Consider the following 22,126-nt stretch of genomic DNA (forward strand, 5'->3'; position numbering starts at 1 on the left):
TCTCTGAGAGACAGCTTTAATAGAATACCAAATCCCAGAGCATTTGTCAAATACTTTTTTCGTTTTTTGCAAAAAAATTTGCTGCAAACGAAAAACGACGGCTCACGCCGTCGTTTTCTCTTTCTCCCGATGTTCGGACAAAATCAGACCGCCGAGCGCCAAAACCGTGCCCAGCCACATGACCGGCGTCATGGTTTCGTGCAGAATCAACGCTGAGCTTACTATTGTAATAACCGGCGTTGCATAAATGTACACGCTGGTTTTCACCGGACCAAGCAGGAAAACCGCGCGATTCCACGTCACAAAGCACGTTGCAGACGCACAAAGGCCCAGAAATAGCAGATTTGCCAGATGAACCGGCTGCGTCCACACGCTCAAACCGGACGGAAACCCTTCAATCACCGCAGGAACGAGTAAAAACAGCAAACCGTATCCAAAAATGCGGCAGGTAAGTGGAATGGTACGGTAGCCCATGTGACCAAGCTGGCGCACGAGCACCGAGTACACACCCCAGACCAGAGCCGCGCCTACGCCGAGCAGTGCGCCAATCGGGCTGAAATGCAGCTCACTGACGCCCGCGAGCGACACGAGCGCGACACCCGCCATCGCACAAACAAAGCCGAAAAAGAACCATTTGCTGAGTTTTTCGTGCAGCACGGCCGCTGCGATCAGTGCGGTAAACAGCGGCGCTGCCGCTACGATAACGCCGACCAGCGACGCAGAGATGTACGTCAGCGCGATATTTTCCATCAAAAAATAAAGCGTAACGCCCGAAAGACCGGCCAGCGCAAACAATCCCTCATGCCACCGTTTCTGCGGGCGCATGAGGCCCTTGCCCACGATGAGCAGTGCCAGAAAGCCGAGCGTGAACCGCGCCACCATAATCTCCAGCGGCGTGAAGGCGCGCAGCAGTACTTTCGTTGAGACAAACGTCGTACCCCAGACAAGCACGCTGAACGCGCCGAACAAATGCCCCTGTATTCTGTGATTTTCCTGCATGGTATTCTCCTTTTCAGTGAAAACGGGCGGTTACGGCTTGACCCAGTTCTCCTGTCCTGCGAATGCGTTATACGGTGCCGGATTGAAATGATTGATCAGACCGCTTCTGAGCACAACCTGCTGCCGCTCAAATGCCAGCGGAATGAGCGGCATTTCGTTCAGAAATGTCGTGTACAGACCCTCCGTATTCTCGCCGCTGAGGTACGCCGTGATGGCATTGCTCATGTCCTCACTCGAGTACGATCCATAGTTCAGTCCGCCCTGCGGAGACAGTAGCGGACGCAGATCGAAGTCCGGCGTCAGCTGGGTTTCGCCGTAGTACGCGTCGAACGAGCCGCTCTGCAGCATGGAAACATAGGTATCATACGGCTCCTCATCCACCGTGACATTGACGCCGTTCAGCGAATTCCACGATGCCGCGACCTGTTTTGCCGCCGCTACCTTAAACGCGTTGTCCGAGTTGACGAGCAGGCGGAACGAAAGCTGCACGGTCGCCGCGTCTGTCACTATCGTATCGGTTACTGCAGTATCGGTCGAACCGGAATTGTCCGCAGAATTGGTCGAATCGCCGGAATCCGTATTCCCATTGTCCAAAAGCACAACTTCCCCGTCCGAAACCGTCGAATCAGTTCGGTTTTTCGACGTGCGCACGGTCAGAAAATCCACCTTGTAATCGGTATCGCCTGCCCGGCCGCTCGTATAATAGATAAAGTCGCCGTCCTCGTCGTAGTAGCCGTCCTCCTCGGAAGAGTCCGAAGAAGTGTCCGAATCATCATCGGAATTGTCCGTAGAATCCGAATCTCCGTCCGAAGAATCGGTATTGCCGTCGCTGCCGCCTGCCGAAGCCGCACCCTCCTGTGCCGCCTCGCGCAGCAGCTGTGCCGCAGTCATCAAATCCGCCGACAGGCTGTACGACACGCCGGTGTCCGCCGGCTGCGGATTGATCGGCAGCACCGCCGGATCGGCATAATCCTGCAGCTGGGTTGCGCACAATCCCTGACGGCTGATCGCCATGGAAAGCGCCTGCCGCACTTTTGCATTTGCGAACTGGCTGTTATTGTAATTCAAACCGATATAATGCAGCATAGCACTGCTCACCGGAACGGTATCGACCTCGCCGGTGAACGCAATATTCTGGTCGTCCGGCGCAATACGGGCGCTGCGCATGATGGATACATCGCCGGTGCGGAAGCTGGTGTCCGCTGCATCCGCGCGCGTCATTTTGACCAGCGTAATGTGCCGAATGGTGCCGAGAAAGCCGCCGTGCCAATTCTCGTTGGCCTCCAGCGTCCATGCGGCGCCGTTCTGAACCGGCTTGTACGGTCCGGTGCCCTCTGCGAACTCTCCTTCGTCAGTCGTACCCGCCCGATAGATCGGAATATCCAGCAGTTTCGGGAAGTTGACATTCGGCGACGCAAGCGTAATACGAACCATGCGCTTTGTCACCGCTTCGATCGAGGAAACCTCGGTCAGTCGGTTGTGATACGGCGAACTTTCGTTTTCCAGCACAGTCTTGAGACTTTCGGCAACATCACTTGCCGTCAGCTCCGCACCCGACCAGAACTTGATGCCTTTTTTTATCGTAAAGCTGAACGTGGTTCCGTCGCTCGTATAGTCCTCGCACAGCTCGTTTTCGAGTGTAAAATCGCTTTTTATCTCAAAAAGTCCCTCGTAAAGCGCCTCACGCAGCATGCTGTTGACCTCGGTGCCGTCCATGACCGGATTGAGCGTTGTGCCCGAGCGATACCACGCCAGACCGAAATACGCGTCCGACACATCCACGTTGTCTACCGGTGCGCCGTCGCCGTCGTTTCCCTTTCCAAACGGGAACGTGCAGCCGCTGAGCACGACCAAAGCTGCCATTGTCAGCGCCAGCGCACGTTTTTTCCAACTTTTCATTGCATTTGATCCTTTCGCTTACAGACAGATCATGCCGCCCTGCACGCCGCGCACGCCGTGCGTTACGCGGTGCGACCAGAATTCATCCGAATGACACATGGTGCAGATGCCGCTGTCGATCACGTTTTCCGCCAAAAGTCCGGCATCCTGCAGCAGCTTTACGCCAATGCCCTGCAGGTCCACATGGAATTTCGGACCTTTCTCCATGATGAACGGATGCACCTGTGCACCGAGCAGCTCTTCCATCGCTTCCGGCACATCCGCATCAGTCTCGAAGCACTCCTGCCGGATGGACGGACCGAGCACGGCGATCAGGCTTTCACGTTTTGTGCCGAGCTGCTCCGCCATCACATCAACGGTTTTCGGCAGAATGCCCGCCGCCATGCCGCGCCAGCCGGAATGACACACGCCTGCGGTGTGCGTCGCAGGATCATATAATAGGGTGACAACACAGTCCGCGTAAAATCCGATAATGGGCGTATCCGGCAGCGCGGTCACGATCGCGTCCGACTGCCACTCCATCGGGCGGTGCAGTCCCATGCCGACCTTGTCCTCGGTCACGACCGACACCTGCGTGTCGTGGATCTGCTTGGTGAGCGTCATGCGCGTCTCATCCACGCCGAGCGCCTCGCCCAGCAGGCGATAGTTTTCGCGCACACTCTCCAACTCGTCGCCGCGGTTGAAGCCTAAATTCAGGCTTTCGCACGCGCCTGTGCTCACACCGCCGAATTTGGTGGTGAAGGCATGCCGCACCGGAATCCGTCGGCAGGTATAATATACGAAAGAACCGCGCTGTACGCGGCACATAGACTCGTTCATAGTCGTTCCTCCTCGTCTCTTCCATGAGGGAATACAGAATTATTATAACAAATCGCCCTGCCGTTCACAAGAGCGCACACCGGCCGTTTTCAAAAAACACCAAAAACCGCGTATGTCAGCTTGTCTTTTTCTTGACAGTTTGACGAATAGGCTTTACAATTAAACATAGTATAATACCTGCTGTAACAGAGCCGGTGCCAATGGTGAGCACGGCTTTTTTCAAAGGCATTATCTGATTGAACCGATAGCTTTATTTCTATCGGAACCGCATTTTTCTTTTGACAGCGCAAAACTCTGATTTTTTCGAGCGAAGCTTCGCTTTTTCGGCGTATTCCGTCTTTATTCTTCGTGCAGTGCTCATGCGTGCTGCGCGTGTTTCACCGCGGAATCAGCCTGTTTTCTGCCGAACCGTCGCTCTGTTGAGAAACAGCACCGCAGATCTGCGGTATTGTCTTGGTTTTGTGCCGTCTCCCAAAATTCGTAAATAGGAGGACACACCAACAGACATGAGCAACATCATCATACCGATCATCACCGGTATCGTGTGTCTCGCAGTAGGCGTAATCATCGGATTCCTGTATCGCAAGAGCGTTGCGGAAAAAGAGATCGGCTCTGCCGAGACCGAGGCCACCCGCATCATCAACGAAGCGATCAAGGCCGGCGAGACCAAAAAACGCGAATCCATACTCGAGGCAAAGGACGAAATCCACAAGCAGCGTGTCGAAGCCGACCGCGAGCTGAAGGAACGCCGCAATGAGACCCAGCAGCTTGAGCGCCGCCTGATTCAGCGCGAGGAAGCACTGGACAAGAAGAGCGACATGCTCGACCGCAAGAATGATGACCTTAGCCGCCAGCTGGACGCAAGCCAGAAGGAAAAGGAAGAACTCGAGCGCATCAAGCTCGAGCAGGTAGAAAAGCTGGAGCAGATTGCCAGCATGACCCGTGACGAAGCACGCGATATGCTCGTCCAGTCCATTGAAAACGAAGCAACCCACGATGCAGCCGTCAAGCTGCGTGAGATCAATCAGCGCCTGAAGGACGAGAGCGAGCAGACCGCCCGCGAGATTATCTCGACCGCAATTCAGCGCTGTGCCGCCGATCAGGTATCCGAGGCGACCGTTTCGGTCGTTCCGCTGCCGAACGACGAGATGAAGGGCCGCATTATCGGCCGAGAGGGCCGCAACATCCGTACGCTGGAAACCCTTACCGGCGTAGACCTCATCATTGACGATACGCCCGAGGCGATCACCCTGTCCTCGTTCGATCCGGTTCGCCGTGAAATCGCACGTCTGGCACTCGAAAAGCTGATCGTTGACGGTCGTATCCATCCGGCCCGCATTGAAGAAATGGTTGACAAGGCTCGCCGCGAGGTGGAGCAGATCATCAAGAGCGAAGGCGAGCGTGCTACCTTCGAGACCGGCATCCACGGCATTCATCCGGAGCTGGTCAAGATCCTCGGCCGCCTGCGCTACCGCACCAGCTACGGTCAGAACGTCCTGCAGCACTCCATCGAGGTGGCTCACATTGCCGGCATGATGGCCAGCGAACTGGGTCTCGATCCGGTTCCGGCACGCCGCGCAGGCCTGCTGCATGATATCGGCAAGGCCATCGACCACGAGGTTGAGGGCAGCCACGTTCAGATCGGCGTAGATCTTGCCAAGAAGTACAAGGAATCCCAGCCGATCATCCACGCCATCGAGGCACACCACGGCGATGTGGAGGCTAAGACCATCGTTGCATGTCTGGTTCAGGCAGCCGATGCCATCTCCGCTGCACGTCCGGGCGCTCGCCGCGAGAACCTGGAAAACTATATCAAGCGTCTGGAGAAGCTCGAGAGCATCGCCAATGAGACGCCCGGCGTTTCCGGTTCGTTTGCCATTCAGGCAGGCCGCGAGATCCGCATCATTGTCAACCCGGAGAAGGTTTCGGACGACAAGATGGTGCTTCTTGCCCGCGAAATCGCCAAGAAGATCGAGAACGAGCTGGATTATCCCGGTCAGATCAAGGTCAACATGGTGCGCGAAACGCGTGCGATCGATTACGCAAAGTAAAAAGCATCCCCTGCAAGTATCGCTCTTGCAGGGGATTTTTTCGCCCTTTTTCCGCTTTTAATCTTTATTGCAGACGATGAACCGCACACCGTTCTTCACATTTTCCGCTTTGCAGGTCAGGCCGTGCAGCGCAAGGATTTTCTGCAGAATGGCCAGTCCCAGTCCGTGTCCGCCTGCGCGGTCGCGCGCCTTATCGCCGCGATAGAACATCTCGAACAGGCGCGGCAGCTCGGTCTCCGGAATGGGTTCGCAGTCGTTTTCGACGGTCAGCAGATGATTGCGGCTGTTCGTCAGCCGAACGGACACGCGCCCGTTTTCCGGCGAATACTTGGCGGCATTCTCGAGCAGACAGCCGACGGCACGCCGCAGCAGCGTTTCATCGCCGCGGATACGCACGCCGTCCGCAATATCGGCGGTCAGGCGGCGTTTCTCAAACAATGGCGCGTATTCGGTCAGCATATCACGCACAAGTGCGGTCAGATTGAGCGTTTTGCGGTTTTTCAGCTCGTCCGTGCGATCCAGGCGGGTGTAATCCAGCATTTCGCGCACCAGACCGTTCATACGGTCGGTTTCCTGCTCGATAGCGGCGAGATACCGCGCGTTTTCCTCGGGCGAAATGTCCTGCGCGATGGCCTCGGCGTACCCGCCGATGAGCGCAAGCGGCGTTTTCAGGTCGTGGCTTGCCGCCGAGACAAACTGCTGGCGTTTGTCCTCGAGGTCGCGTTCGCTGTCCCAGCGGGCGTGCAGAGTCGCCGCCATTTCGCTCAGCGCACGGTTGAGTTCACCGATTTCGTCTCCGCGGTTCAGGTCAGGTTTGAATTCGTCGAATGCGAGAATGGATACCCGATTGGCTTCTCTTGCCGTATCAACCAGTGGGTCGGACACCATTCGACGCACAATTTTATAAAAGAGGAACAGGAAAATCAAGTACAGCGCAATCGTGATAGGCAGCATAAGGTGAAAACAAGTACCGTATGCGTTTTCTCGATTGACCAGCGCCGCCGTAGCAAGAAGCACCTCGTCATCATACGGCATCCCCTGAAACGTGCCGACATATCGTTGCGATGCCCGTACCTCCGCCCACTCCTCGTCCGGTATGTTTTCGCCGTCTATCGCCCGCAGTTCGGTATCCAGATAGCGCAGTGCATCAAAGTAGCCTTCCATTACTTCGTCCGTGCGAAATATCCATTTTCCCCGTATGTAATCGTCTTCGTAGGAGCAGAACTGATTGGTTTCCTCAACCGGCATCTGCGCCGTCCATTCCTCATAAGCAATCTGAATTCGATTCGGGAAAAAGACAAATTGTGTATCTGTCTTGACTTGTCGGCCATAGACTGTAATTATAGGCTCAAGGTCGTGATCGTGATTGAATGCCTCGTTCATTTCACGCAGCGATTGCTCGGAGAAACCGCTCAAATCAATACCATAGTACATTGCCGAAGACGCATAATAGTACAGCATCAGCGGCGATCTAATCAGAACCCGCTTATGATTTTCATCATAATACTGTATGATATAGGGCGTATCTACATTATAATAGGGCGTATCTATACCATCTCTCCACAGATTGGCGCGCAGCAGATCGTATTCCGCTGTGCCTTCTGCCGGGTAGTGCGCTGCATCACCTTTCAGGATTTCAAAGTCACGCATTAGCAATTCCGTACTCGCCTGCATTCTGGCCCAAGCTAAATCTTTGGCTTCATCCTGTGCAAGCTCTGCCACTCGCCACACCCACGGCACCACAAACACCGCCAGAATCACTGCCACAACCGCGGTCAGCCTTGCCGCGATGCCGATTTTACGAATCCGCTTTGTCATGTCGATCCCCCCAATCGGTAGCCCTTGCCGTACACCGCACGGATATGCTGCGAGGCTGTTCCAAGCGCTTTACGCAGACTGGCAATGTGCCGGTCGATCATGCGCTCGTCCCCGTCGAAATCCGTGCCCCATACCCGTTCGATGAGCAGGTCGCGCGACACCGTGCGTCCCTGTTCGCGCAGCAGCAGCTCGAGTATCTTCGCCTCCTTGGGTCGCAGATTTATTGGGTTTCCGTCCACCGTTACCGTGCCCGAGGCCGTATCCATCAGGATATTCGCGTAGCCGAGCTCGCTCGCGCCCAGCCGCAGCCCGCGGGCCCGCCGCATGAGCGCCTGCGCCTTTGCCACCAGCACCGGAAACGAAAACGGCTTGGTGATATAATCGTCCGCGCCCGCGCGGAATCCTGCCAGCGTGTCACCCTCCTGCCCAAGTGCCGTGACGAAAATGACCGGAACGTCGCTCTCCTGCCGCACCGCTTCGCAGACCTCGAGACCGTTTAAGTGCGGCATCATCACATCCAGCACCAGCAGGTCGAACGGCTGCGCCTGTGCCAGCACGAGCGCCTGTTCGCCGTCATACGCCGGTGTCACCGCCACGCCCGCCGCCCGAAAGAAATCCTGCATCAGTGCGGATAACGCCTTGTCGTCCTCTGCCAAAAGAATGTGTCCTGCCATGGGAATGCCCCCTCTCTATCTGTCATCGGTCTATCCTTTTCCTGTATTTAGTATAGCATAGAATTGTCCATTCTTTATCCAATGAAAAAGCCTTTCCGAAATTTTTTCGGAAAGGCTTTTGTGTAGTTCGATTTAGACGGTTTCTTTACGCCTGCGGCGGGATACAGCCGACACCATCCAGAATAAAGTGCGGACGGTACGCGTAATTTTCCACATCCTGACGGGTAGTGCAGCCGGAGAGCACCAGAACGGTGTCCAGACCGGTTTCAATACCGGCAACAATGTCGGTATCCATACGGTCGCCGATCATAGCCGCCTCGTGCGAGTGCACACCAAGCAGGCGCAGACCAGTACGCATCATTAGCGGGTTCGGCTTGCCAACATAGTACGCGGTCTTGCCGGTGGCCAGCTCAATCGGAGAAACCAGTGCGCGGCATGCCGGAATAATGCCCTGCTCGGACGGGCCGGTCAGGTCGGAGTTGGTGGCAATCAGGCGCGCGCCCTTATTGATAAGATCAACGGCCTTGAGAATGGTCTGATAGTTGTAGGTGTTGGTCTCGCCCGCGATAACGTAATCCGGGTCCACGTCGTTCATCACGATGCCCGCCTCGTACAGCGCACCGACCAGACCGGGCGCGCCGATCACATACGCAGATGCGTGCGGCTTCTGGCTGGCGATGAACTTTGCCGTAGCCAGAGCAGAGGTGTAGAAATGCTCCTCACCGATCTCCAGACCCATGCGGGCCAGCTTCTGCTGCAGCTCGAGCGGCGAACGCTCGGAGGAGTTGGTCAGAAAGAGGAAGCTCTTGTTCTCGCGCTGTAACCAGTCCACAAATTCGGTTACACCGGGCAGCAGACGGTTGCCGTGATAGATAACACCGTCCATATCGCAGATGAAGCCTTTCTTCTCTCGAAGCAGCTCTAATTCTTCGTTCATTATGCTGATCTCCTTTCGGTAGGCGACCCATGCTGAAACAGCATAGCCGGAAATCTTTTGTCCATTCTTATTATGCGTAAAATTTCAGCCAACGTCAAGAGCCAACCGAGGAAAAAATGTTAAATCCTCGTAAAGAGCTGAAAAGAGAGCGGAGAGCGAGGAGTGGAGAGTGAAGATTTTCTTCTCCGGGCGCATACCAAAGGACACAGGCGGCTCTGCCGCCGTGTCCCGCCGCGCGAGATTTCAGCACCCGTTTCACCATCAGACCGCACAGCGCGTGGAATGGAGTGTCTCCGGCGCGACAAAAATGGCCCGACTCCGCCGGGTCATTTTTAACAAACACGAAAACACCCCGAAAACCGGAAAGTTTTCGGGGTATTTTCGTGCAATAGGTGTTCCCGCCCTGCCCGCAAAGCGGGCACGCACGGCGACACCGTCCCTCGTTCCAAAGAGCACAGCCCTTTGGAACGAAGCCGAGAGCCTTACGGCTCGAGGCGGTTCATATCACGCGGGAACATAGAAGCCTCGCGGATGTTATTCAGCCCCAGCAACTGCATGGTCAGGCGCTCCAGACCAATGCCCAGACCGCCGTGCGGCGGCATACCGTACTTGTGCAGCATGGTGAAGGACTCAAACAGCTCGGCGTTCATCTTGCGGGCCTCCAGCTTGTCCATCTGCTCCTGATAATCGTGGATACGCTGACCGCCGGTGGTGATCTCCAGACCGCGGAACAGCAGGTCGAACGACAGCGCCAGCTTCGGGTCCTCCGGATCATCCTTCGCGTAGAACGGACGCTTTGCGGACGGGAAGTGGGTTACGAATACGAAATCAGAGTCGTGCTCCTCCTTTGCCCACTGGCACAGCAGCACTTCTTCGTCCGGGTTGAGGTCGTAACGGTTCTTGGACTTGTGGCCGTACTTCTCCTCCATGATCTGCTTCGCCTCGTGGAAGCGGATGGTCGGGATTTCCTTGATCTCCGGAACCTCGGCGTTCAGCATGGCGAGTTCCTCGGCGCAGTGCTCCTTAACGTAAGCCATAACGGACTTCAGCATGCCGGTCTCCATTGCCATTACATCGTACATGGAATCAATGTAGGCCATCTCGAAGTCCAGACCCATGTACTCGTTCAGGTGACGAGAGGTGTTGTGACGCTCTGCACGGTAAACCGAGCCGATCTCGTATACACGGCCGAATGCACCGGCGAGGTACTGCTTGTGGAACTGCGGGGACTGTGCCAGATAAGCCGGGGTGCCGAAGTAATCCAGCTTGAACAGGTTTGCGCCGCCCTCAGCGCCTGCAACTACGATCTTCGGGGTGTGGATGTGGGTAAAGCCCTGCGACTGCATGTACTGTGCAAAGCCGTCAGCGATCGCGCCCTGTACGCGGAAGATCGCCTGCTTGCGCGGATGACGCAGCGTGATCGGACGCAGCGGCAGATCAACATCGAGGGACAGGCCCATATACTTCTTGCCGAGCGGTACCGGCAGCTGGTCGTACGGCTTGCCGAGGATGGACAGTGCGCTCAGAACGACCTCAACGCCATGCTCTGCACGCGGCTCCTCACGAACGGTACCGGTAACCTCAAGTACCATTGCATCCTTGATGTCCGAACGCTTGATGCCGCCGATCTCGTCACCCTGGAAGGTGCACTGGATCAGACCGCGCTCAACGCGCATTACAACAAAAGAAAAGTCAGACATATCGCGTACACGGTGAACCGTGCCGCGGAACGTGACCTCGCTGCCGACTGCTTCGCAGACGCGCTTTACGGTGTCAACGTACTGACCCGCTTCATGAATCATTTCCATAATATTACGCCTCTCTGTTTACAATTTTCAGATAGAGTTATTGTAGCATGGATTTAATGCCGTGACAAGGTTTTACCAGTGAAATCCACGCTGTTTCGACAATTTTTCTTATCGTTTCAGCCGGCGGAGCACCGCCTGTACTTCCTCGCGGCCCTCACCGCTGACGATAATGCACACGGCATAAACGCCCGCACCGACCACGGCAGCCGCGCCAAGGCGAATGAGATTGCCGACCGGCAGCAGCGTGCATGCAAAGGCCGCCGCACCGCACAGCAGCGCCGAAACGATGATGCGCACCAGACTGACCGGTGCCACGCGGAACAGAAACCGGCTGCGCACGCGCACGCAGGTAATGATAAAATAGGACGCAAATGCGACCACCGAACCGAGCGCACCGCCCGTAAATCCGAGGGTTTTAAGCAGAATGATACTCGAAACCACCTTGATAACCGCTGCAATCGCACTGTTCTGCAGAACGTGTACGGTGGACTGCTCCAGCTCATACGCCTTGTTGGCGTACTCGGTCAGGCCCATGAACAGCATGGCAAGCGCGGTATACGCGATGACCGGCGCACCGGCGGCGTACTTCGCGGGGAACAGGAACCGGCTGAGCGGCAGCGCGACCGCCGTCAGACCTGCAACCGCAGGCACGGCGATCAGCAGATACAGCCGCACGCCCTGATCGAGCAGCGGCTTTGCTGCGGCTTTGCCGCCCTCACGCCAGCCGCGCAGCACGGCAGGATACACGCCGCGCATAATACCGACCGAGATCATCGTGAACAGACCACTCGCGATCGAGTTGTTATTCGAGTAGTATGCGTACAGAATGTTGCCGTAAAAGCCGACAACGAGGTATTTGTCGATCTGGTTGAGCAGCGCCACCGAGATGGAAACGCCCATCAGCGGTACGCCGTATTTGAGGAACCTGTTTAGCAGCGGCTTGGAGAAATACTTCAGCCGCACAACAACCGGCAGGCTGAGCGCAAACACCGCACCGATGGTCGCAACGCCATCCGCAATAGTGTTGGCAAAGATAGCCGGAAACGGCGACGGATAATTCGACTTGCCGCCGACAAGCGCGAATGCAACCGCGAGTTTGAGCACCGCCGAGGTCAGCGACCACAGGATGGACGCTTTGACGCGGCCGAGCTGAATCAGCGCCGCATTGAGCACCTGAAACGCCGTGTAGGTGCAGAACATCAGCGCGCCGCCCAGATAAACCGGACTTTGCGTCACAGCCGCCGTAATGCAGCAGCCGATGGCAACAAGCACGCACAATCCCACATAGATGGTAGAAACCGTGGAGAACAGGCCGCGTCCTTCATCGGCGCGGTACTCCTCACCTACATAACGGGTGGCGGAGTTCGCCATCCAGCCCGCGAGGATGAGGTAGAGCAGCTGTATCGTAGTGTTGGTCAGGTTGAACGCGCTGACCGCACCCTCCACAAAGATGTGAGAATACAGCGAGGAGCACCCGATGACGAGCAGTCCCTCGACCACCTTGGCCGGCAGGAACAGCATGGCATCGCGCGTCATGGTATTTTTAGAGGACAAAAGAAAAACCCTCACTTTCCGTCAGATAAAATCAGTATACCATGTTCTGAGCAAAAAAACAAACTTCGTTTGCCAAAATACTGCCGAAAAAGACGACATTTACCGCGTCCGAGTTTTGCAATCCCCCTGTTTTCATGGTATACTGATTATACTTGTCAAGTGGAGGTATTTGACTTTGCGAATCATGCATGTAATGGGCGGCGGCGATGTAGGCGGCGCCAAGACCCAGATTATGAATACCGTGACCGGACTGAGCCGCAATAACGATGTGATGCTCATCTCGTTCCGCGCAGGTCCGTTTGCGGATGAAGCGCGCGAACGCGGCATTGATGTGCGCGTGATCGAGCGACACAATCCGTTCCGTGCGGCACGAACCATGCGCGACCTGGTAGATGCGTTCAAGCCCGACATTATTCACTGCCACGGCGGCCGTGCCAACCTGATGGGAGCCATGGTGCGCCGCAGCCGTCAGGTGCCGATCGTCACGACCGTGCACTCGGATTATCGGCTGGACTACCTCGGCAGTCCGCTCAAGCAGTACACACTCGGCACGGCGAATGCCATTGCCCTGCGCTTTCTCGACTTCTATCAGCCGGTCGCGGACCGTATGGCACGCACACTCATCGAGCGCGGTTTTGACCCGGAGCGCATTGTAAAAATCTACAACGGCATGGATTTTGACCGTCCGAAGGGCGAATTTGACCGTGTTGCCTATCTGCGGGACACCTACGGAGCCGAGATCGAGGACGGCGACGTGCTGTGCGGCATTGCCGCGCGTCTGACTGCCGTCAAGGATATTGCAACCACCATCCGCGGCTTTGCCGAGGCGCTGAAATCTGCGCCGCAGCTGCGCCTGTTCATCGCCGGTGACGGCGAGGACGAGGATATGCTCAAAAAGCTGTGCGACCAGCTCGGCGTGCGCGAGCGCGTAACATTCTGCGGCTGGGTATCGCCGGTCATGCCGTTCTTCCGTGCGATGGACATCAACCTGCTGTCCTCGGTGTCCGAAACCTTCCCGTACTCCATTCTCGAGGGCGTTTGCGCCGGCTGCGCGACCATCTGCTCGGATGTCGGCGGCATGCCCGAGCTCATCGACACCGGCGAAAACGGCTATATCTTCCCGGTCGGGGACGATAAGCGGCTGGCGGAATATCTGGTCCGTCTGGGCAACGATGCCGAACTGCGGCAGAAATTCGCGGATGCGCTGTACGAAAAAGCCTCCCGCGATTTCTCGCGCGACAAAATGTGCGAACGTCAGATGGAAAACTACCGTCACCTGCTGGCACGGTTCCATCGTCCGAAAAACGAGCGTGAGAGCATTGTCATCTGCGGCGCGTACGGACGCGGCAACGCCGGTGACGATGCCATCCTCGAGGCCATTGTGCAGGAGATGCGCCAGCTCGATCCCGAACGCACCATCTGCGTTATGTCGCGCAGACCGAAGGAAACGCGCCTGATCTACCGCACGAACGCCATCTATACCTTTAATGTGTTCTCCGTCCTGCGCAAGTTCCGTCATGCCGCGCTGTATATCAACGGCGGCGGCTCACTCATGCAGGATGTTACGTCCACCCGCTCGATCTGGTACTACTGCTACACGCTGTACGCCGCCAAAAAGCGCGGCTGCAAGGTAATGATGTACGGCTGCGGCATCGGTCCGATCAACCGTCCGGGCAACCGCCGGATGGCCGCCAGGACCATTGACGCATCGGTTGACCGCATCACGCTGCGCGACGACAATTCCCGCGCACTGCTTGCCGAAATGGGCGTTACCCGGCCGGATATCCGTGTTTCCGCCGACCCGACCATCATTCTGACGCCGGCGCCGCGTGAAATCGTCAATATCGCCCTCGAGCAGAGCGGCATTGACCCGAACGGAAAGTATATCGGCTTCGGTCTGCGCAACTGGAAGGGTCTGGACACGGCTCTGCCCGAAATCGCAGCTGCAGCCAACTATGCCTACGAAAAGCACGGCCTGACGCCTGTTTTCGTACCCATCGAGTTCCCGAGCGACCTCATGCCCGCAGAACGCGTCGGCGCGCTGCTGCACTGCCCGTGGCACGCCGTGCGTACCCGACAGCCCATCGAAGTCACCATCGGCATCCTCTCCCGCATGAAAACCGTGGTCGGCATCCGACTGCATTCGCTGATGTTCTCCGCCGGTCAGGGCGTTCCGGTCGTCGGCATGAGCTACGACATCAAGGTGGACGGCTTCCTGAAATATATCGGCAGCCGCACCTGCCTGCAGCTTTCGTCCGTCAAGGCGGAGCCGCTGTGCCGCCTCATCGACGAGTGCGTCTCCGGTGCGCTCGATAACGAGGTGCACCGCACAGCGGAAATGCTGAGAGAAAGAGAGTCCGAGAATGTGAAGGGTGCAGCAAAGCTGCTGAACATTTCCGAAAACTAAACCGTAGGGCGGGGTGCCCTCACCCCGCCGTCTTTACCATCTGCATACCGCTAACCACAGCGGGCTGAGGTCAGCCCGCCCTACGATATATGATAAAACAATCCACTAAAGGGGTTATATAGATATGAAGAACCACATCGTCTGTCTTTCGACAACGAACTACCATCCTCTGCCGACGCGCAAGCAGAACGTGATGAGCCGTCTGCGCAACAGCGAAATCCTGTATTTTGATCCTCCGGTGTCCATGATCGCACCGCTCAAGGACAAAAAAGCCTCCGCATATATCGAAAAGTACAAGCAGCCCGGCGAAAAGGTCGAGGGACATGAAAACATCACCGTTTACGCACTGCCGCCGGTACTGCCGTTTTTCAACAAGTTCCGCTGGATCAACAAAATCAACCAGAAACGGCAGGCGGCGTTCATCCGCGAAAAGATGCGCGAGCACGGCTTCGGCGACGAGACCGTGCTGTGGTGCTACTCGCCGTCCTCGTGCGACATTGTGGAGCACCTGCCGCACGCCAAGCTGGTATACGACTGTGTAGACCGTCATTCCGCATACAAGGGCCACATCAATCCCAAGGTTGTGGACAAGATGGAATGCGATCTGGCCAAACCTGCCGATCAGGTATTCGCAACTGCGGTCGGTCTGGCAGAGACACTGGAAAAGGTCAACCCGACCACCCAGATGATCCCGAACGGCGCGGCTTACGAGATTTTCTCGCGCGTACAGACCGAGAAGGACACCCTTCCCTGCCCGGAGGACATGAAGGATCTGCCGCATCCGATCTACGGCTTTGTCGGCATGCTGCAGGAGTGCATCGACTATGCACTGATCGAAAAGCTGGCGAAGAGCCGTCCGAACGCGACGATTTTCCTTATCGGACGCACGCTGCCGGGTGTTGACCTGACCAACCTCAAGCAGTACCCGAACATTGTATTCCACGGTCTGGTGCCGCAGCCCGAGCTGCCCGCATATCTGGCGCAGATGGACGTCTGCCTGAACGTATTCCGTGCCGGTGCGCTCTCCAAGGACGTTTCGCCGCTCAAGTTCTACGAATATCTGGCAACCGGCAAGCCGATCGTTTCCACGCGCGAGCCGCTGCAGGTCGAGGATTTCAAGGATGTGGTCTACATTGCCCGCAATCCCGAGATGTTCCTGCCGCTGTGCGATGCCGCTGCCAAGGAAAAACGTCCGGCATGGACGGAAAAACGCCTTGCCTACGGCGCGCAGTGCTCGTGGACCGAGCGCGTGCACCAGATGGAAGAGGTGCTTTATAAAAAGGGCGTTCTGCACGAAAGTGCAGAGGAGTAAAATTTATCTTTGGGCATTTACACGAATCCCGAAAAAAGCGGGTAAAATACTTGCATTAACAAGTTAAATTAGCTAAAATAAATATGTATCGTCACCGTTGGTTTTAAGAAAGAGGTGTACACATGACCGGCAGCGTATTTTTGAACCAGACTGCAGCTGAACAGTTTTTCGTTCTCGGGCATTCGTGCATTCTCTCGGGCATCGGTGCACATAAATGAGCGATTATAGGGCACGGGTATACCCGTGCCCTCATTTGTTTTTGTAGGAGGAATAACAAATGAAAAAAGTTCTCGTTGTCATGGGATCCGACAGTGATCTCAAGGTAATGGAAAAGTGTGTTGACCGTCTGAAATCGTTCGATATTCCGACTGAGGTCCGCATCTGCTCCGCGCACCGCACCCCGGCCGCTGCCGAGCAGCTGGCGAAGAACGCGGTAGCCGAAGGTTTCGGCGTTATCATCGCGGCAGCAGGCAAGGCCGCACATCTCGGCGGTGTACTGGCGGCTTACACCACGCTTCCGGTAATCGGCGTGCCGATGGCCACCAGCGTGATGGGCGGCATGGACAGCCTGCTCTCCATCGTGCAGATGCCCAAGGGTATTCCGGTGGCAACCGTTGCGATCGACGGCGCAGACAACGCCGCTATCCTCGCAGCACAGATGATCGCCCTGTCGGATGACGCGCTGGCAGCAAAACTTGCACAGTTCAAGGCCGATATGGCAGCGGAAGTTACCGCAAAGGACGAAAAGGTTCGCGCTCAGTTCGCGTAATCTATATAGAGCAATACCGCATCCCCGCAAGGTAAAGGCATTGGGGCCGCTCCCATTGGCAGCTTCGATGTACAACCTGCAAACAACATTGTTTCAAATTAACACTACTTATACAAATGGAGGAATTGGACATGGAAAAGAAAGAACAGTTGTACGAAGGCAAGGCTAAGAAGGTATTCGCTACCGACGATGCAAATCTCGTAATCGTTGACTACAAGGACGATGCAACCGCATTCAACGGTGAGAAGAAGGGCACCATCACCGGCAAGGGCGTTATCAACAACGTAATGAGCAATCACATGTTCCAGCTGCTCGAGCAGCAGGGCGTGCCGACCCACTTTGTTGAGCAGCTCTCCGAGCGTGAGACCCTGGTAAAGAAGGTCTCCATTGTACCGCTGGAGGTCATCATCCGCAACATTTCCGCCGGTTCCTTTGCGAAGCGTTTCGGCGTGGAAGAGGGCATCGTATTCGACGAGCCGACCATCGAGTTCTCCTACAAAAACGATGAGCTTGGCGACCCGCTCATGAACGCTTACCACGCGATCGCACTGAAGGCTGCTACCCGTGAGGAGATCGAGACCATCAAGGCAATGGCCTTCAAGGTAAACGAGGTTATGAAGCAGTACTTCGATACCCTGAACGTCATCCTCGTTGATTTTAAGCTCGAGTTCGGCAAGACTGCGGACGGCAAGATCGTTCTCGCAGACGAAATCTCTCCGGATACCTGCCGCCTGTGGGACAAGACCACCAAGGAGAAGCTGGATAAGGACCGCTTCCGTCGTGACATGGGCGGTGTCGAGGAGGCATATCAGGAGATCATGAAGCGCGTTATGGGCAAGTAAGCCCATCCGCAAGGCAAGATTCGGACAAGAAAAGGCTGAAGAATGAAATATCGTATTTTAAGAAAAAGCAGCACTCCGTTTGACAAGGTGCATGAGGAGTGCGGTGTATTCGGTATCGCAGCGCCGGAAGGCAAGGAGATTTCCGCCGCGCACGACGCGTATACCGCACTGTTTGCTCTCCAGCACCGCGGTCAGGAGGCTGCCGGTATCGCCGTAAACAAAAACGGCGTGATCCACTGCCATAAGGACACCGGTCTGGTCAGCGCCGTGTTCAATCAGGACATCCTGGACAACATGCCCGGCTCGATGGCCATCGGTCATGTGCGCTACTCCACCACCGGCGATACCCGCCGCGAGAACGCGCAGCCGATCTCCATCACCCATGTAAAGGGCAATCTCGCGGTTGCACACAACGGCAACCTCGTAAACGCAGGCGAGCTGCGCCGCGAGATCGAGCTGGACGGCGGCATTTTCCGCTCCTCGAACGACACCGAGGTTCTGGTATACACCATTGTTAAGGAACGCCTCAAGTGCGGCTCTATCGAAGAAGCCGTTATGAACACCATGCACCGCATTGAGGGTGCCTACTCTCTGGTCGTTATGTCTCCGCGCAAGCTGATCGCGGCACGCGACCCGCACGGCTTCCGTCCGCTGTGTATCGGCCTGCTGGACAACGACTGCTACATTTTCGCTTCCGAGACCTGCGCTCTGGACGCGCTCGGCGCAAAGTTCATCCGCGATGTAGAACCCGGTGAAGTCTGCGTTGTCGAAAACGGTGAGCTGCGCTCCATGCACTGCGGCATCGAGTGCAAGTCCTCCGCGTGCGTATTCGAGTACATTTACTTTGCCCGTCCGGACTCCATCATCGACGGTGCATCGGTTGAGCTGGCCCGTCAGGAGGCCGGCAAGTATCTGTCCATCGAGCATCCGGTCGGCGCTGACGTGGTTATCGGCGTACCGGATTCCGGTATTCCGGCAGCGATCGGCTACGCAAAGTTCTCCGGCATTCCGTACGGCGTGGGTCTCATCAAGAACCGCTATATCGCCCGCACCTTTATCCAGCCGGGTCAGGACAAGCGCGAGCGCTCGGTGCGTCTCAAGCTGAATGCCCTGCGCACCGCCATTGAGGGCAAGCGCGTGATCATGGTCGATGACTCCATCGTCCGCGGTACGACCTGCGGCCGTCTGGTAAAGCTGCTGCGCGATGCAGGCGCGGCTGAGGTTCACATGAGAATTTCGGCGCCACCGTTCCGTCATCCCTGCTTCTTCGGCACGGATATTCCGGAGCGCAACCAGCTTCTCGCCCACAACCGCACGGTTGAGGAAATGCGCGAGATCATCGGCGTGGATTCGCTCGGTTTCCTGTCGCTCGAGGCCTGCCGCAAGATCGCAATCGGCTGCAAGCTGGGCTTCTGCGATGCATGCTTCTCCGGAGAGTACCCGATTCCGGTACCCGAGCAGGTGGATAAGAACATGTTCGAGATCGAGATTCCGCTCCCCGCTAACAAAGACTAACTTTTGAATTGAGAATGGAAAATGGAGAATGGAGAATTGCGGTACGGCGCACCGCGCCGCATAAAATAATCGCGCATTGCGCGAATCCGCAATTTTCCATTTTCAATTCTCAATTTTCCATTTTTCCCGTTCATACGATAAATGAAAGTGAGATGTAAAACATGAGTGTAAGCCGTTCTGAAAGCTACAAGGCTGCCGGCGTTGACGTTACCGCAGGCTATGAAGCGGTCAAGCTGATGAAGCCGATGGTAGAAAGCACCTTTACCAAGGGCGTTATGGGTACGCTCGGCGGCTTTGGCGGCCTGTTCCGTCCGGAGTTCAATGGCATGAAGGATCCGATCCTCGTTTCCGGTACGGATGGCGTCGGCACCAAGCTCAAGCTGGCGTTCCTGATGGACAAGCATGACACCGTTGGCATCGACTGCGTTGCCATGTGCGTAAACGATATCGCCTGCTGCGGTGCACAGCCGCTGTTCTTCCTCGACTATGTTGCAGTCGGCAAGAACCACCCGGAGAAGATCGCACAGATGGTTTCCGGTATCGCAGAGGGCTGCCGTCAGGCAGGCTGCGCACTGATCGGCGGCGAAACCGCTGAAATGCCGGGCTTCTATCCGGAAAACGAGTACGATATGGCCGGCTTCTCTGTCGGCATGGTCGATAAGGAAAAGATGATCGACGGCACCGGCATCAAGGCCGGCGACGCGCTGATCGGTGTAGCGTCCTCCGGCGTACACTCCAACGGCTATTCTCTGGTTCGCAAGACACTCGGCATCAACGAGAAGTCGGTTCGCCGCTACATCGACGAGTTCGGCAAGACCCTCGGTGAAGAGCTGCTGACCCCGACCAAGATCTACGTTAAGGCGATCCAGTCCCTGATGGGCAAGGTTGAGGTTAAGGGCATCAGCCACATCACCGGCGGCGGCTTCTATGAGAATGTACCGCGCATGCTGCCGGCAGGCATCGTTGCCAAGATCGAGAAGGCTGCTATGCCGGTTCCGCCGGTATTCGACCTGATCGCAAAGACCGGCAAGATTCCGGAGCGCGACATGTACAACACCTTCAACATGGGCGCCGGTCTGGTTCTGGCCGTTGCCGCTGAGGACGCTTCCCGCGCGGTTGCAGCAATTTCCGCTGCAGGCGAGCAGGCTTATGTTATCGGCGAGTGCGTAAACGGCGCCGAAAAGGGCGTAGAACTCGTTTAAGTAAATTGAAAATGGAGAATTGAGAATTGGCGCTATCCTTGCGCGGGTTTCGTCCGCGCTGCGTGGTTCAGTGCAAAGCGATGTGTTGAATAATCGCGCTCTGCACGAATCCGCAATTCTCCATTTCATTTGTTTTTTGGAGAAAAATAAATGACAAAAATTGCAGTTTTGGTTTCGGGCGGCGGCACGAACCTGCAGGCGCTCATTGACGCACAGCAGGCGGGCAAGATCGAAAACGGACAGATTTCGCTCGTGGTTTCGTCCAACCCGAAGGCGTATGCACTCGAGCGTGCCGCAAAAGCGGCTATTCCCTCCGAGGTGCTGCGCCGCAGGGACTTTTCCGACGCGGAAGAGTACGGCAAGGCGCTTACCGCTCTGCTGGAGAACGCAGACATCGGTCTGATCGTGCTCGCAGGCTTCATGACCGTCCTGCCGGACAGCTTCTGCCGCCATTTCGAAAACCGCATTATCAACGTACATCCCTCGCTCATCCCCTCCTTCTGCGGAGAGGGCTTCTACGGTCTGCGCGTGCATGAAGCCGCGCTGGCAAAAGGGGTAAAGGTTACCGGTGCGACCGTGCATTTTGTATCCGAAGTGGTAGACGGCGGCGCAATCATCGCGCAGAAGGCCGTTGAAGTGGAAGATAGCGACACGCCGGAGACCTTGCAGAAACGCGTCATGCAGAACGCGGAGTGGATTCTTCTGCCGCAGGCAGTATCCGACTTCTGCGCAGGCAGACTGCGCGTGGACGGCGCTATCGTCCATAAAAACTGAACAGGAGTGACAGCATTATGAGCAAGAATGTTTTTGACATCAGCCAGGAGCTGATGAGCAACGCATATCCCGGCCGCGGCATCATTCTCGGCCGCACCCCGGATAATAAAAAGAATGTTATCGCCTACTTCATCATGGGCCGCTCGGAGAACAGCCGCAACCGCGTGTTCACCGAAACCGAGGACGGTATCCGCACGGAGGCATTTGACCCGTCCAAGATGGTCGATCCCTCGCTGATCATCTATCATCCGGTGCGCCTGTACAACGGCACCCTGGTCGTTACCAACGGCGACCAGACTGATACCATCGTGGACTATCTCAAGCAGGGCAAGAGCTACTTTGAGGCGCTCCGCACCCGCCAGTTTGAGCCGGACGCCCCCAACTACACCTCCCGCATTTCGGGCGTTGTCAACCCGGACGGCTCCTACAGCCTGTCCATCCTCAAGAACTTCACCTCGGACCGCACCGCCAACAAGCGTTTCTTCTATGAGTACGATAAGCCGGTTGCCGGTCTGGGCCACTTCATCCATACCTATCAGTGCGACGGCGATCCGCTGCCGCCGTTCCGCGGCGAGCCGAAGTGCATCCGCATCGAGCTGCCCATCCACGAGTTCACCAACCTGCTCTGGAACAGCCTGAACGAGCAGAACAAGGTTTCGCTGTTCGTGCGCTACGTCGATCTCGAGACCGGCGAAGTTGAGCAGGAAATCCGCAACAAGAACGCAGAATAACTGCGACCTGATGAG

17 protein-coding genes are annotated in these 22,126 nt (G+C 56.4%); 9 read left to right on the forward strand and 8 right to left on the reverse strand.

Features of this window, described 5'->3' with window-relative positions; translation table 11 throughout:
• Positions 1 to 102: 102 nt before the first annotated feature.
• Genes PG722_RS09175 through pgeF form a run of 3 tightly spaced genes read right to left on the reverse strand, consistent with a single transcriptional unit; the run spans position 103 to position 3,717 of the window.
• Complete coding sequence (locus tag PG722_RS09175) at positions 103 to 999, reverse strand: DMT family transporter (protein ID WP_270580346.1); 897 nt, start codon at positions 997 to 999, stop codon at positions 103 to 105.
• Between the two features lie 30 nt (positions 1,000 to 1,029).
• Positions 1,030 to 2,898: an ABC transporter substrate-binding protein gene (locus PG722_RS09180; RefSeq protein WP_270580347.1), complete on the reverse strand. Its 1,869-nt coding sequence runs from the start codon at positions 2,896 to 2,898 to the stop codon at positions 1,030 to 1,032.
• A gap of 18 nt (positions 2,899 to 2,916) precedes the next feature.
• The gene (gene pgeF / locus PG722_RS09185) at positions 2,917 to 3,717 is read right to left on the reverse strand and encodes a peptidoglycan editing factor PgeF (protein ID WP_270580348.1); all 801 of its coding nucleotides are present in this window, start codon (positions 3,715 to 3,717) and stop codon (positions 2,917 to 2,919) included.
• A 506-nt stretch (positions 3,718 to 4,223) separates the two neighbouring features.
• On the opposite strand from pgeF, the gene rny reads away from it, so the two are divergent.
• A complete protein-coding gene (rny, locus tag PG722_RS09190; RefSeq protein ID WP_117752096.1) occupies positions 4,224 to 5,768 on the forward strand; it encodes a ribonuclease Y in 1,545 nt (514 codons plus the stop codon).
• Positions 5,769 to 5,825: 57 nt separating this feature from the next.
• Here rny and PG722_RS09195 read toward each other — a convergent pair whose 3' ends face one another.
• The 5 genes from PG722_RS09195 to PG722_RS09215 form a co-directional block, all read right to left on the reverse strand.
• Positions 5,826 to 7,586, reverse strand: coding sequence for a sensor histidine kinase (locus tag PG722_RS09195; RefSeq protein ID WP_270580349.1), 1,761 nt, complete (start codon positions 7,584 to 7,586; stop codon positions 5,826 to 5,828).
• On the reverse strand, positions 7,583 to 8,260 hold the full coding sequence (locus tag PG722_RS09200) for a response regulator transcription factor (protein WP_270580350.1): 678 nt from the start codon (positions 8,258 to 8,260) through the stop codon (positions 7,583 to 7,585). The genes PG722_RS09195 and PG722_RS09200 overlap by 4 nt, the downstream gene beginning before the upstream one ends.
• Positions 8,261 to 8,405: 145 nt before the next feature.
• Positions 8,406 to 9,197, reverse strand: a complete 792-nt coding sequence (locus PG722_RS09205) for an HAD-IIA family hydrolase (protein WP_270580351.1) — start codon at positions 9,195 to 9,197, stop codon at positions 8,406 to 8,408.
• Between the two features lie 482 nt (positions 9,198 to 9,679).
• On the reverse strand, positions 9,680 to 11,005 hold the full coding sequence (gene aspS, locus PG722_RS09210; RefSeq protein WP_118761497.1) for an aspartate--tRNA(Asn) ligase: 1,326 nt from the start codon (positions 11,003 to 11,005) through the stop codon (positions 9,680 to 9,682).
• A 108-nt stretch (positions 11,006 to 11,113) separates the two neighbouring features.
• Positions 11,114 to 12,559 carry a lipopolysaccharide biosynthesis protein gene (locus tag PG722_RS09215; RefSeq protein ID WP_270580353.1) on the reverse strand — a complete coding sequence of 482 codons (1,446 nt, stop codon included), beginning with the start codon at positions 12,557 to 12,559 and terminating at the stop codon, positions 11,114 to 11,116.
• 184 nt (positions 12,560 to 12,743) lie between these two features.
• Here PG722_RS09215 and csaB point away from each other — a divergent pair, with 184 nt between their 5' ends.
• The 8 genes from csaB (at position 12,744) to PG722_RS09255 (ending at position 22,111) form a co-directional block, all read left to right on the forward strand.
• The gene (gene csaB, locus PG722_RS09220) at positions 12,744 to 14,966 is read left to right on the forward strand and encodes a polysaccharide pyruvyl transferase CsaB (protein ID WP_243022914.1); all 2,223 of its coding nucleotides are present in this window, start codon (positions 12,744 to 12,746) and stop codon (positions 14,964 to 14,966) included.
• A 124-nt stretch (positions 14,967 to 15,090) separates the two neighbouring features.
• On the forward strand, positions 15,091 to 16,278 hold the full coding sequence (locus tag PG722_RS09225; RefSeq protein ID WP_270418126.1) for a glycosyltransferase: 1,188 nt from the start codon (positions 15,091 to 15,093) through the stop codon (positions 16,276 to 16,278).
• A gap of 277 nt (positions 16,279 to 16,555) precedes the next feature.
• On the forward strand, positions 16,556 to 17,047 hold the full coding sequence (purE, locus tag PG722_RS09230; protein ID WP_270580355.1) for a 5-(carboxyamino)imidazole ribonucleotide mutase: 492 nt from the start codon (positions 16,556 to 16,558) through the stop codon (positions 17,045 to 17,047).
• A gap of 131 nt (positions 17,048 to 17,178) precedes the next feature.
• Complete coding sequence (gene purC, locus PG722_RS09235) at positions 17,179 to 17,889, forward strand: phosphoribosylaminoimidazolesuccinocarboxamide synthase (RefSeq protein WP_110435883.1); 711 nt, start codon at positions 17,179 to 17,181, stop codon at positions 17,887 to 17,889.
• Positions 17,890 to 17,931: 42 nt separating this feature from the next.
• On the forward strand, positions 17,932 to 19,404 hold the full coding sequence (gene purF, locus PG722_RS09240; RefSeq protein ID WP_270580356.1) for an amidophosphoribosyltransferase: 1,473 nt from the start codon (positions 17,932 to 17,934) through the stop codon (positions 19,402 to 19,404).
• 161 nt (positions 19,405 to 19,565) lie between these two features.
• A complete protein-coding gene (gene purM / locus PG722_RS09245; RefSeq protein WP_117752103.1) occupies positions 19,566 to 20,606 on the forward strand; it encodes a phosphoribosylformylglycinamidine cyclo-ligase in 1,041 nt (346 codons plus the stop codon).
• Positions 20,607 to 20,756: 150 nt separating this feature from the next.
• Complete coding sequence (gene purN / locus PG722_RS09250; RefSeq protein ID WP_270580357.1) at positions 20,757 to 21,380, forward strand: phosphoribosylglycinamide formyltransferase; 624 nt, start codon at positions 20,757 to 20,759, stop codon at positions 21,378 to 21,380.
• A 17-nt stretch (positions 21,381 to 21,397) separates the two neighbouring features.
• Entirely contained in the window at positions 21,398 to 22,111 is a 714-nt protein-coding gene (locus PG722_RS09255; RefSeq protein WP_117492078.1) for an IMP cyclohydrolase, read from the forward strand.
• Positions 22,112 to 22,126: the final 15 nt, after the last annotated feature.

The sequence above is a fragment of the Butyricicoccus sp. OF27-2pH9A genome (genome assembly GCF_027693185.1).
Taxonomy (GTDB): domain Bacteria; phylum Bacillota; class Clostridia; order Oscillospirales; family Butyricicoccaceae; genus Agathobaculum; species Agathobaculum butyriciproducens.